This window comes from Paenibacillus sp. PCH8 (genome assembly GCF_002968835.1).
In the GTDB taxonomy this organism is placed as follows: domain Bacteria; phylum Bacillota; class Bacilli; order Paenibacillales; family Paenibacillaceae; genus Paenibacillus.
Genome location: NZ_PKQK01000001.1, coordinates 1,440,012 through 1,453,932, shown reverse-complemented (window position 1 = coordinate 1,453,932; position 13,921 = coordinate 1,440,012). Strand labels below are relative to the sequence as shown.

Here is a 13,921-nt window from a genome sequence, read left to right as displayed (position 1 = left end):
AAATAATTGTAGATGAGGATTAGCCACCTACATCTACAATTTAAATTTCAGAGAAAGGCCGCTTTTTCAGGAGTCACAACTGAAGAAGCGGTTCTTTCTGCCGCACAATTTTCAGAAAGTGATTACGGAACCCCATCTCAGACTGAGAATGCAGGTTTAATTAAAGCGTAATCACCAGCCAGACTGGCTAGTGGCTGCCAGCTCTCTATCGCTATTTTATAATGACCGGCATATGCCTCTGGATTCACCCGTACGTGCTCTACTTTTCCAAGAACCAGATGATCTGTACCCACCGTAATAATCCGATCCAGTGTAAGTTCAAAAGCAATCGGAGATTCGAGTACGGAAGGTACATCTACACGTATGCCCGCTTTGGGTGTAACCCCCGCCAGTTCAAACTCATTCTCGTCCGATGCTACGTCAGCAGACGATCGCTGCATCGAATCCACCAGTGAAGCCGGGACCATATTAATCACGAACTCACCCGTCTCTCGAATATTGAGGAGCGTATCCTTCACGGTACCTTGCCTCTCACCTACACCGGGCCCAATGGATATGAGCAGGGATGGTGGATTACGCGAAGCAACGGTAAAAAAACTAAAGGGCGCCAGATTAAGAACACCGTCCTTGCTTCTCGTAGAGACCCAGGCAATAGGCCGTGGCACCACGGAACCGATCATCAATTTATACATTTCATCGATGGTGATATCATCTGCCGCAAAATCAAATACATTGTTTTTTGCCAATGACACTCGCTCCTTCTCCCCATTCCAACAGAAGCTCCTTCGGTTTACAAAGCCCTATGGGAAACCTATAGTTGGTATAAGAATATACACTTGTTCACCACAAAAAAAGTACGCACTTTGAAGTGCGTACCTGTATAAAGGAGCCTATTCTTGATGGATAACCCGAGCACAATCCCAGTGGAAACACTAACTCCATTCGACTACACCCTATCCATTATCGGCGGGAAGTGGAAGATGAAGATCATGTATCAACTTGCCTTTCATGGGGTCACACGCTACGGCGAACTCAAAAGGCGTGTCCCCGGGATCACATACAAGGTGTTAACCTCTCAACTGAACGATTTGGAACGTGAAGGTGTGATAAACAGAGTTGAGTACGATCAGACCCCGCCCAAAGTGGAGTATTCCTTAACACCCCGAGGCAAGAGTCTGATGCCCATTCTGGAGGAAATCTGCAAGTGGGGTGTGCATAACGTGCCGGAGACACAAACGCTGCATGAATTACAGTAAATTACGGAATATATGCAAAAAAGCCTACTCCGATGGGAGTAGGCTCTTCTGCCAGTCTGATCTATCCAAGTTATTTGAAATTAGGATCAAACTTCATCACGTTCATTTTACCTTGTTCCTTATAACTCACATAGATGTTATCAGTGCTGTCTATGGTGATGTCTAGCTGAAGAACATCACCAGCGGAGAATCCGGCAGACCCTACGGGTCTCCAATCCAAACTCTCGTATTTCATCACAGTCACCCTGTTGCCATTTGCAGCATCTCGATAAGCAACGTAAGGCGTTCCTTCGCTGTCAAAGGCCATATCTATGCTTCCTTCTTGAGATGAACCGACCAAGAATTCGGGAGTACTCACCTTCTCCCATGCTGTATCTTCTGACGGAATGGTGTGCGGATATTTCCACATTTCAACAACGTTGGAGCTGCTGAGATAGATCATATAAGGTACGCCAGATGGATCAAGCGCGGATGCAGCATCCATATTTGCAGATGTTGGATATGGATATAATTTAGGATCCAATTGTATCCATGACCCATCTTCCAAGCTATATCCTGTTGCCACAGGGCTAACAGATGACCTGAATGGAGCAAATAAATACATGCCATTGTTTGGTAATGGTTCAAGGAAGGCTCTAAGACCTGCGAATGCCTGTATTCTCGCTTCTTGTTTCCATCCACTACCTTCATGATAACTCCATGACATAAGCATTGACGGTTCCGCAGCATTACCGACCAAAATACCTCTAAACATCAGAAAAGGATTATCATCCTTATCAAAGGTAATGAAGAAGCTATCATTAACTTTATCCACTTTTCTGCTCGTCTTTCCATCATTCCAACTGAAATCAGAGATAGTAGATACTGGTCTCCACCACTTATGTTCATCATTATAACTCTTAAAGCTTACTTTACCTGAGCTATTCTTATAAGCAACATAAAGCTTGTCCTTACTGTCTATTCCGAGCGATATAGCTGAGCTCCCTAATCCTCCCGCTTTTTCAAGATCGCTTTGATTGCCAAAGGACTGCCACTTGCCTCCCTTAAATTGCATCACAAACACTTCGTAATTGTCCTTTATATAAGCCACGTAAGGAGTCCCTTGACTGTCGAAGATGACATTAGACTTACTATTCAAATCCAACAAGTCACCTACTTGCAGCCACGATGTCATCGTCCACTTCGCGTACAGCGTGATGTTTGACGTCACCGGCGTCATGAAGTCGTAGGCGCTCTCCAGATCGCGATCGCTATACCAACCTTCAAATCGATACCCTGCCCACTTCAGCGCAGCAGGTGCCACAGCTTTGTCGCCAGTAACCACCGTCTGACTACCTACTGCTGCTCCACCGTTACTGTCAAAGTCCACCGTGCGGCTGTTAAATGTCCACTTCGCGTACAGCGTGAGGTTACCCGTCACCGATGTCATGAAGCTGTAGGCTTCATTCAGTCCAGCGTCGCTGTACCAACCGTTAAACACGTAACCGTCCCTCGTCGGTACGGCAGGCTCCGTAGCATTACCGCCGGTTTGCATATTCTGTTCAGCCACCAGTGATCCGCCGTTACTGTTGAAGGTGACCGTATATATAGCCGTCCACTTCGCGTACAGCGTGAGGTTATTCATCACAGATGTCATGAAGCTGTAAGATTCATTCAGACCAGCATCGCTATACCAGCCTTCAAATACATGCCCTGCACGGGTCGGTGCGTCAGGAACTGCTGCCGTGTCACCTTCACTCACGTACTGACTGCTCACCGACGATCCGTTGTTACTGTTGAAGCTCACTGTGTAGCTGTTCTTCGTCCACTTCGCGTACAGCATCACATTGGCCATTACACCTTCTGTGAAACCATAAGGTATCATCAATTCGCTATCGCTATACCAGCCATCGAACGTATACCCTTCCAGCATCGGAGCGCCAGGAGCAGTAGCCACGGCACCTTCATTCACAGTCTGTTCTGTGACCAACGATCCGCCGTTACTCTCGAAAGTTACAGTGTAGGTAATCGGTACATATACCGTCCACTTCGCGTACAATGTCAGGTCTCCCGTAACCACCATAGTCGTGAAATTGTAGGCGTTCATTAGCTCACTATCGCTGTACCAGCCGCTAAACACATAGCCGTCTTTCGTCGGAGGGGCAGGAGCCATAGCCTTGACGCCTTCATTCACTGTTTGGGCATCTACTACCGACCCTTCATTACTCTCGAAGCTTATCGTGTAAGGGATCAGCCACTTCGCATACAGTGTGAGATCCGCCGTCACCGCTGCAGCGAAGTCGTAAGCATTCGTCAACGTGTTATCACTGTACCAACCGCCGAATACATAACCATCTTTCGTCGGTTCAGTCGGCGTACTAATCGTGGCGCCAAACCCTACAGTCTGAGCCGGCACTTCTTCGGACCCACCGTTACTGTCGAAATTTACAGTGTAGTCGTTAATTGCCCACTGAGCGGTAAACTGGACATCTTCGGCAGGCATCGTGGTCGGAGGCGTTGGCGACCAACCCGTAAAGCTATATCCCTGCCATGTCGGAGTGCCTAGACGCAACAGCATCGTCGCTCCGAAAGGAACATTATCCGTTTTATTTGTTGCCCCAGAACCGTTATAATCAACCGTCATTTGGTATACATCACGCTTATAATATACCTTCAACGCCGTTTTGCCGTTGCTCGTGATTAGATCCGTCAGTACCGAAATGCTGTCGTCCCGCACGAAGCCATCATAAGATCTCGGCTTGACGTCCGTCATATTCGCCTCGGTACCCGTAACTCCACGATACGATTCCGTATCTGCAACCGTATAGGTGTCACTTCCGATATTTTGCAGCAAGTACACGACCTGATAAGGCGTACCCTCTCTCCCCGTCCACTTCGCTGTATACGTAGTATCCTCAATCGGCATCGCACTTGGAACTTCTGGCGACCAACCGGCAAACGTATATCCCTGCCTTATCGGTACAGGTATACGAGTAGCGATGTTCTTGCCAACAGCTTCTGTTACCGAGATTTGGGGCGCACCGGCATAACCCCCAGCGAAAGTCATCTTTCGATTCTCCGGATAGTAATTAACTCTTACGACTGTAGAGCCGTCGCCCTTGATTAATACGCCGCTCACCGTTCCGGTCGCATAGCCTTGCTCCTTAAACCTGTCGGAGCTGATTCGTATCTCCGTGTCCGTTGTTCCAGTCATATTTTCCGTATCCACAGGCGGAGCTTGTATCCTGCTGTTCGGGTCTAGCACATAATACTCAACGGTATACGGCGTATTCTTGTTAGCAATCCAGTGCGCGTACAGTTTCCGATCCTCCGCAGCCATTCGGCTCGGAATCGTGATCTTCGTGCCGCCGGAAGCGGCCGTATACCAGCCATCAAAGGTGTATCCTGGATATACCGGGATGACCACGCTGATTGGCGCGTTATACGGAGCCGCCACAACCTGGGTCACTCCGCCGTTCTGCGGATCCAGCTGAAGGATGTAGTCACCCACTCTGGCAAGCCAGCTTAACTGAATCGTACGCTTGAGTGGATCGGACGTGAACGACCCCGGCGACCCCTTCCAGGTGATAACCAGATTGCCATCACTCACCTGAATCTTCTTGTCCACCACTTCAATCATCCCATTTACTGCGTCATACTTGAAGTTCGGATTGTCCACCTGAATATCGAAATTCGAGCGATCATAAGCCCGTTTATCCGTAGCACCTGTCTTCAAATCAAAGGTATTCATTGTGACCCACAACTCCGGTACAGCGATGGATGACGCAGAACCCGCCATGTTCACTTTGAGCGACTTATCCTGTGGATAGGCGAAGTCGTAGACGTTCTTTTCTTCCCCTATCGTATACAGTGGCCACTCTTCATCGACCAGCTCTACGCCGCCGGAAAGCGCGCCATCACCTAATTGAGCGCCGAGTTCGACCTCCAAATAGATGCCAATCTCGACGAACAGGGCACCTAAAGACTTCGTGGTCTTCACCCCGCTAATATTTTTCAATTGATAATAGAAGTAGCCCCACAGATTCACATACACACCGGGTTCTACAGCAAGCCCGATACTATTCAACTTGACGCTTCCAATCCCCGCTTTGACCTCCATATGAATACCAGCTCGTAAACCGATCGTCCCCATCACATAGAAGGTAAATTGGTAATCTCCGTCTCCCGGCAAGCTGACCGTATTACTCGAACCACTGAAACTCAATACGCGCAAGCTAACCGAGTAGCGCTTGGCCATCTTATAGTAGAAATCTGCCCCCACCGTCAGGTTCACCTGGGCGCTGACCACAAACTCCGCTTCAAATTTGACTTCCACAATACCTAAAGCCACGCGTACGCTCTTTTCAAAGAGCTCTTTCTTGATTAACGGAACCCACTCCGTGTCTTGCTCTAACATCTCTTGATACTTTTCCTTCAACGATTCCGCATCTACGGCAGTATCCTGCACACCCGCCATTACCGCTTTAATCTGTGTCGCAATGTTCTGAACCTTTCCCAACCTGCCAGCGTTCTTCTCGCCCACCCAGTCATTCAGTGCATCATTTAGCTTATCGTGTTCAACGAGAGCTATCTCTGCCGTGATGTTCATCCCGGTATAGCTATAAGCATCCAGATTCGCCGTAATTACATAATCATCAATGCTGTACCAGTAAGGAATCCCCCACTTTTTCAGCCAGTGCCCTTTCATATCCCCATTGATACCGAGGTCTAGGCTCATCTCCTGCACGAATGTACCCGTCATATGGATGACAAGATCGCTGTCTTCATTGATATTGACAACAATATCGGCACCCACTTGTAATGTAGCGCTTACGCCTGAGGTTCGGCCGTCAATATTCTTCAGCCTCGTGCCGAGTGAAGCAACAACGGTCAGCTTCTCCACACTTACCCGGCTCCCTTTACCGGACGCTAGGGAGGACTGAGCCTTGATCTCCTGAATTTCCTTTGACTCCATGGCGATGTCAGACAGATAATCCGCGGCTTCATTGACGAATCCGCTGTCTCTCGCTTGCTGCTCAATTTGCTCTTCGAGCTGTGCAATCTGTTCTTTCGAAAACAGATCATCGCCGTCAATTGCTTGCTTCTGATAGATATTGAAAGCATTTTCAATATCTTCAATGGTGGCATCGGTATACGTAATGACGTCCATCTCTGCCTCAGGCGTAATCGACGTAATACGTCCATAACCGGTTACCTTAGAACCTTCTTCGGCGAATTCACCTTCATAGAACCCGATAAAGTCTCCCACATCGACCGTGGTCAGTTGATCCAAACCAAAGGGCTCGTACAGGCCGTCGCTGTAGTTCATCGCGGTATGATCGACCGTGATGGAATGGTTACTGGGATCTCCATCCGTATCTGCCTCTACGCTCACCGGTAGCACATCTGGCTTGAGCAATACTTGTTTGGCATCTGCGTGATCATAAGTGTAGACACTTGCATCTACCGACGTGATCTGGACATAGGCCACATCACCATCGTCTTCACCAGTCGTTTCGACTGTGCGCAGTTCGGGACTAACTCCCTCATAGATGGCTACGGTATCACCGACTTGAATCACCGTGCCAGTGCTTCCGGTGTACTTGAACGTTCCACTACTCGCATTCACTTCGGCGAGTGCATTTTCGCCGCCTACCGTCGTCGTAACGACTGAAATCGCGGGCGAATCGACATCTGCTCCATTGATCACCATATCCGTGACATCCGTGAACGGAATGTAGATCATGTTCGGATTGAGTGGAATATTCATGACTTCTTTTTTAGCAACGCTAAATACATAAATACTTGTCGTCGCGTCTTGGCCTTGGAAGGACAAACTGTCATCCGTCAACGTAAGTTGATATGTGTTACCTTCAACGAACTTGCCGTTTTCGGCTGCTGACGATACCGTGAAAACTCCGTTCCCGCCAGAGACGGTAACCCCTTCGAATTCGGGATTTGCCGTATCCACGAAGGTCATCCCCTCTTTGACCTGGGATTCCGTCAGACTGCCCGATGAATCCTGTACCTTAATGGTGAAGTTCGGCGCGACATCCAGTACCGAATAGCTTGGTACGCTCTGTACGGCACTATCCAAGCTATCCGTATACTTTGCATACAACTTTGTATCCGCGTTCAGGGTGCTGCCGCTTGCGAAGATGAGTGAAAGATCACTATCCGCAAACCACCCTTGGAATATATATCCTTCTTTTGTTGGAGCAGGTAGATTATTTAGCACCTGGCCTTTTCGTACCGTCTGCGCAGAAATCGCCGTGCCTCCGTTGCTCTCAAACGTGAGCGTATACGCAGTGGAACCCGTGCCTGAGTTACCTCCGTTATCTCCAGGCGTTCCGCCACCACTATTACCGCCGGATGTTGGTGTCACCGGCGATGTCGGTGTTGGTGTTGGAGTAGGCGTCACCGGCGTTTGATTCTGATTTTTCCACGCCTCTACAACCGCGTTGTTGCGCATGAAGAGAACCGCTGCTTCCGCGCGAGTCGCTTGTGCACGCGGATTGAAGTTCCCCTTTTCGTCCCCGGTGAACACACCGGCTTGCCACAGCTTGATGACCGCGTCAGCCGCCCAAGGCGATACATCCCCGAGATCGCCCGGCTCTGTCGTGACCGGATTCTCGGTCTGATAAGGGATCTGTTCGCTTTCGAAATACCGCAACGTCATCGTCGCCATTTGCTCCCGAGATACGGTAGCATCCGGCGAATATTTCCGATCCCCCGTGCCATCGGTAATTCCCTTCTTAACCGCCCATTCGACATATGGCGCATACCAGCTGCCCGCCTGTACATCGGCAAAGCTCGAAGTGGAGTACGCCCCGGCATCGACTCCGGCCATCCGTCCAAGTGCCGTTACATACATGGCACGTGTCATTGTCCCCTTAGGAGAGAAGCTACTCGCGTTCGTTCCGCTGAATATGCCCTTCTCCTGCACATGGACGACTGCATCATAGAACCAGTCGGTGGGACTCACATCCTGGAATCCACTGGATGTGGTTACTTTTGTCATCTGCATCGGCAGTTCAGCCGCTACTGCCGATTGCGCTGGTAATAGGGGCACGGCAGAAACTATTAAGCTGATCACCAGCATCCACATTAGGATCTGCCGGCTCACCTTCCATCCCTGTCTTACTTTCTTCACTTTCATTCATCCCTTCTATGTATAGATCAAACTAAAAAAGACCGTCCAAAATTGGTTTCTAATCAAGCTAATCAACAAAGCCAGACTAATAGCGGATACCACTGACCCAGATCGGGATCATTGGTCTCCTACGAGTCAGTTCGCTCGGCACGTGGAGATCAAGCGAGGAAAAACTTTACATACAGAAATGGTATTGTCCTATCTGCGGCGTTCAGCACATTCAGAACATCAACGTCAGCTCAAACATCCGACTGGAGAGATCCGACTGCTTTAAGGTACGATAATGCCAACTTTACAGATTGAATTCGTTCACCGACCTTTCTTATCAGTCGCAGTCGAATTGTGACACCAATACATGCAAATTATGTCGTTTTTTCTTCCGTATTTTATCATGCGAGATAGGGGCGCTTGTGAATTATAAAGAAAACTTTAAGTAAGCAACTACTTGCAAGTGAGAACATCAATGACATCAAAAAATAGCGGCGTAGGGAAGGTAACTCCCACTCCACTATTTTTCATGAATTCTTTAGCTAGTCTGCAATCCATTGCAGATGATTCGCGTGTCAACGATTAACCTACCAGAATCGACTATAACGAACTGCTCTTCCCCCAACGTAGTCTTTGAGGAAGTGAAAAAACACTAATATGCCTCTTGGATTTCAATGAGATAAAAGGCTCCTGCTGATTCTTCGCCACATTGTGGGCGATATGCCTGAAGCGAAGCCCGCTTTCGAACTCGGGATTAAGCGCAATCGGGATGCCCTTATGTACGGAACGTATAATTTCTACATCGGCATGGATCACGCCAATCACACCGATATTGAGAATATCAATAATATCCTGCATCTTTACCGTTGCCGAACGGGCTTCCTGTCCGTCGGCCATATTAATGATGAGCTGCGGCGGAGCCGGAATCATATCTTCTAATAATCCGATTACGCGATCCGCGTCCTGAAGCGATGTACGATGAGGCGTAGTAACGACAATAGCCTCATCTGCTGCCAAAGCCGCATTCCAGAATCCATTTTCAATGCCTGCCGGCGAATCGATCAGCACATAATCATAGTTCTGGGCTACTTGCTGCACCACCTTGCCAAAAACTTGCGGATCATCGTGATGCACCGCGTCGTTACTACAGGAGATAAAGGACAAGGTACTGATTCGCTTATCTTTGACAATCACTTGATGTAAAGCACATTGACCCGTCAGAAAATCAGAAATATGATACCTTACCCTATTGCTCAAACCAAGCGGAATATCCAGATTTCTCAATCCAAAATCAGCGTCGATCAGGCAAACGCTGCTCCCCGATAGGGCAAGGGCAGTCCCGAGATTAGCAGTGACCGTTGTCTTGCCAACTCCACCTTTCCCTGATGTGATACATATAACTCGTGCCATCGGAGCCACTTCCTTCTCTTCAAGTACTAATGCGGGACAGCAAGACAACCATTTCTTCACGTATTATCGTTTGATCCGGCTCGAATGAACGTCCTCTTAGCTAATAATCAGTTACAATTTGATGAAATATGTCGTTAAATCGACCAATGTGATTTTATCATGATGGATTATCCTACTTGAGAAACCTAAAGAAAACTTTAAATCCGTGCGTATGGATCGTTTAATTCTTCGGAGAGATGGCTCATCATTTTGACGAGGATGGAGAAGTGCAGACCAGTGTTGAGGAATTCAATATTTTGAGTCGATTACGAAGCTAGTGGAAAAAACAAAAAAATGGGAAAATAGCGTCAGGTACTGCTCCAACGCCATTTTCCCATTTATAATAGACTACCACCCTTACTGCTATATTCATGCTTGTGACGTACTGTTAGAAACCAGCATATATCCGCTCCCCCGAACCGTAATGATTCGCTCGGGGTCGGCAGGGTCAGACTCAATTTTTTTGCGTAAATTACTGATATGTACAGCAACCGTTCTCGTATCCTCCAGACTTTCCATTCCCCAGATGATTTGAAACAACGTATCGACACTGACGACACGATTCACGTTTTGTGCCATATAGGACAGCAGACTGAATTCTTTTTTCGATAAAGAGATAGATGTACTCCCCATGTTGACGGACTGCGTGTAGAAATCCAGTGTCAAACCCGGTAACTCCAGCAGTTGTTCCCTTCTACCCGTCGACACTCTGCGAAGGTGAGCCTTGATCTTGGCCATGAGCACTCCCGGACTGAACGGCTTGGTCACATAATCGTCCCCGCCATAGGATAATGCGCTAATTTTTATTTCGTCTTCCTCTTGACTGCTCAGAAACACAATCGGCGCACTGGTGAGATTACGCGCATTCCTGCACCAGTCAATACCGTTTTCATTAGCCAGCAATATATCCAGAATAATTAAATCCGGCTCAAACGATGCAAGCAGCTCCATCGCTTCTGACCCGCTATGACTGCAGGTGGAGACAAATCCCTCCCTATCACAATACACCTGCACAATCTCGCATATATGAGGATCATCATCAACGATCATGATTTTGTGCATGTCCATCTCATCACCCCTTTCCTTCAATCACCGTACAAGGAAACGTTACATAGAATGTCGCCCCCATCTTGCCGTCGCTCTCCGCTCGAACCATGCCTCCGTGCGCTTGTACGATTTCCCTGCAAATTGCAAGCCCCAGTCCACTGCCCTCTATGCCCATTCCCGGCCGATCGTATCTGTAATTACGTTCGAAAATTTGCTCAAGCTGATCCGGAGGAATCCCCATGCCAGAATCCTGTATGCTAATGGTCGCATAGCGAGCATGATTCATCACTTCCACAACTAGTGCAATACGCACCAGCCCCCCGCTGGAGGTGAACTTCATGGCGTTGGATACTAGATTAAATAAGGCCTGCTCTATTCTTTTCGCATCCATCTCGACAACTGGCAAAATAGTTCGTCTATCCTCGGTACCTCCGATATCCAGTATGAAGTCTAATCCTGCGTCGCGCACTACCAACTCATATTGTTCAAAAAAACCATGCAAGAAAGGAATCATCTGAACCGGCTCCATTCGGTACGAGACTTGTCCGGTCTCCAAATGAGACAAGAAGGACAACTCCTCGATCATACGGTTAATCCTTATCGTGTTCTCCCGGATGTACTTCAGATATTGCTCATTGCGTTCCGGCTTGACCCTGTCCTGTATAGCTTCTACATATCCAAGCATACTGGACAACGGCATACGCAGATCATGCGTAATATAAGCAAGAAGCTTCTTCCTCCCTTGCTCGGAGTGAAGCAGTCGGTCATACGAGGTTTGGAGATCATCATGCACTGTAGATAAGGCATGTGTTCGCTCCTGAACGGTCTGTTCCAGATTCATATTCATTTCAATCAGCTTGTCATTAACGTCCTGTAATTCACGTGTAATTCTCTCTTCGTTCGATGCCGTCTTCGTAGATCGCGAAGACAGCAGAATCAGCTGCGCGATCGTAAATATCAATAAGCCAAGCGGAGATGTATTTCCAACTAGCGACCATCCGTTAAAATATAAAAAATCGTTGACAACCGTGACCAAAGTAACCACCGACACCAGCAGGAAGATCAGCGCTCCCTCCATACGTCGCACAGCCGCCTGAACCAGCCCGATCATCAGATAAATCATATGCAGAACTACCATCACACCGATTACCAGTAAAAATTTTGTATATATAATTGCAGGGGTTACCACCACAAGGATACAGAATGCACCAGTTAAGATCCGGGTGCTAAGACGAAACCATCGCGACACATAATTCGGAAAAATACAATCAAAATACATGGTGATGATATAACCACTGACACAAAGAATCAGATATTCGATCTTGAACTGCAATTCCCAAGGAAACTGAGGCAACCACTGTGTAAAGATAAGCTCGCCGTTGAACAAGGATCGAATACCAAGCAGTACAGTAAACAGGCCAAAGTATAACGGAGCTCTATCCTTACGTCGCAGCATGAACAACAGCAGGTTATACAAACCGATCACTAGCAAACTTGCCGTGATGAACATATCCCTGGCAAGATTCAGATTGGTCTGGGTCGTTAGTACGTCACTTCCACCCAGCTCGATATCCTTGGTAATGCCGCCCCGATGATGTTGGAAGTTGGATACTTGCATGACCAGCTCTAACGTGTCGCTTTCAGGCTGAAAATACACCAGCTTTGTTTCCAGTTGCGGGGTCATGCTGTGCTTGTCCTGACCAACCTCACCAACTTCTTCCAGCAGCTCGCCATTGACCCATAATTTGTACGCATTAAAAATGCTAGACAGCCGCAGAGCAAGCATCTCATCTCGATCCTGCTCGCTTAGATGAACGACCAGTCCAAAGGTTGCATAGCCTGTACCGCTCAGCCGCTGACCTTCTAACGGGTAGCCCAGCCAGGAGCTTGGGATGTTAATCCAGTGGTCCTGATTTCCTTCCCTTGCCGAACGAACCCGCATATCCTCAGGCGACAGCAGTTCTTGCCAATAGAACGCCCACTTCCCTGTTAATTTTTGCGGATTCGTACTAAGTTGAGCCTGCGTTAAATCCAGAATACCTTCTTCACTTTGGAGCCTAGGAGAGTCCGGCGAAGAAAGGACGACGTAGCCTGTAACCAAACCAATAACAGCAGCAATGATATACAACCAAACCTTACGAGAACCGACTCGGAGAATCTTCCTCATGATGAACCCAACCCCATTCTACAAGAGCGCAATAAGTAAGTTGATCATCCAAATAATATCATCATTACAGGAGAATGTACCCTGCAAATTTCTAGCAGGTGTCGATAGCTAACATCGCGATGAGACCCTTTTGACGACGCGCGCTTAGCTGGGTATGCCACCACAAAAAAAGTACGCACTTTGAAGTGCGTACTGATATGAAGGAGCTTATTCACAATGGATAATTCGAGCACAATCGCCATGTGCCAGAATCACAGATGACTCATGCATTATAGTGAATTATTAATGATTTCTGTGAAGGGCTTCATGTTGTACGTATCATCCTGAATGCGCCATTCTCCCTGATCCTGCAAAAAGGTGATATCACCCGATAACGGAATGGACTTGAACTCTTTGCCATGCTTATCCGTAAATTTCAAATCGAGCGTGTATTCCACAAGAATCCAATCACTCTTGCTATCTTTGATCTTGGTTTGTATATTTTCAGGATGCAGCAGAGCCTTCTCTTTGTCTGCTACACGTAAAGGAATCTTGTTAAATCGCGCATCTATATTGGATTCGAAATTCCTTTCTGTCAAAAATGGTCTGATTACTTCTGCTCTAGCCAGCAGACCCTCCACAGTTAACGTATCTTCATAGTCCTTATAATCAACAGTCAGTTCGGTTGTTTTATAATCCAGCGACATTTCGAGGACCTGCTGCTCATCTATGGCTGACGCCTTCTGATTGCTCACAATACTCGGCTGATTCGTCGCTGGTGGAATGGTCTCTTTAACGTTCTCGGCTGACTCAGATGGGGTGCACCCCATTATCATGACAGATGAAAGAAACAACGTACTCATCACATAAGCTAACTTACGCGAGGTGATCAACTCCTTTCTC

Annotated in this window: 7 protein-coding genes; 1 reads left to right on the top strand and 6 read right to left on the bottom strand. The window is 47.7% G+C overall.

The features are described 5' to 3' along the window. Positions 1-137: 137 nt before the first annotated feature. Entirely contained in the window at positions 138-746 is a 609-nt protein-coding gene (locus tag C0Q44_RS06390) for a flavin reductase family protein (RefSeq protein ID WP_258166190.1), read from the bottom strand. A 153-nt stretch (positions 747-899) separates the two neighbouring features. On the opposite strand from C0Q44_RS06390, the gene C0Q44_RS06385 reads away from it, so the two are divergent. Beyond that, positions 900-1,256 carry a winged helix-turn-helix transcriptional regulator gene (locus C0Q44_RS06385; protein WP_105406516.1) on the top strand — a complete coding sequence of 119 codons (357 nt, stop codon included), beginning with the start codon at positions 900-902 and terminating at the stop codon, positions 1,254-1,256. A 70-nt stretch (positions 1,257-1,326) separates the two neighbouring features. Here C0Q44_RS06385 and C0Q44_RS06380 read toward each other — a convergent pair whose 3' ends face one another. The 5 genes from C0Q44_RS06380 to C0Q44_RS06360 all read right to left on the bottom strand — a co-directional run bounded on the left by C0Q44_RS06380 (position 1,327) and on the right by C0Q44_RS06360 (position 13,911). Beyond that, the gene (locus C0Q44_RS06380) at positions 1,327-8,388 is read right to left on the bottom strand and encodes an InlB B-repeat-containing protein (protein WP_181150872.1); all 7,062 of its coding nucleotides are present in this window, start codon (positions 8,386-8,388) and stop codon (positions 1,327-1,329) included. A gap of 588 nt (positions 8,389-8,976) precedes the next feature. After that, a complete protein-coding gene (gene minD, locus C0Q44_RS06375) occupies positions 8,977-9,846 on the bottom strand; it encodes a septum site-determining protein MinD (protein ID WP_181150871.1) in 870 nt (289 codons plus the stop codon). 348 nt (positions 9,847-10,194) lie between these two features. Continuing rightward, positions 10,195-10,893, bottom strand: coding sequence for a response regulator transcription factor (locus C0Q44_RS06370; protein WP_105406513.1), 699 nt, complete (start codon positions 10,891-10,893; stop codon positions 10,195-10,197). A 4-nt stretch (positions 10,894-10,897) separates the two neighbouring features. Next, positions 10,898-13,039, bottom strand: a complete 2,142-nt coding sequence (locus C0Q44_RS06365) for a sensor histidine kinase (RefSeq protein WP_105406512.1) — start codon at positions 13,037-13,039, stop codon at positions 10,898-10,900. Between the two features lie 269 nt (positions 13,040-13,308). After that, entirely contained in the window at positions 13,309-13,911 is a 603-nt protein-coding gene (locus C0Q44_RS06360; protein ID WP_146113432.1) for a hypothetical protein, read from the bottom strand. Between the last annotated feature and the right edge of the window lie 10 nt (positions 13,912-13,921).

Coding starts and splice junctions, on each gene's coding strand:
- C0Q44_RS06385 (WP_105406516.1), top strand. CDS start 900: ATGGATAACCCGAGCACAATCCCAGTGGAAACACTAACTCCATTCGAC.
- C0Q44_RS06370 (WP_105406513.1), bottom strand. CDS start 10,893: ATGGACATGCACAAAATCATGATCGTTGATGATGATCCTCATATATGC.
- C0Q44_RS06365 (WP_105406512.1), bottom strand. CDS start 13,039: ATGAGGAAGATTCTCCGAGTCGGTTCTCGTAAGGTTTGGTTGTATATC.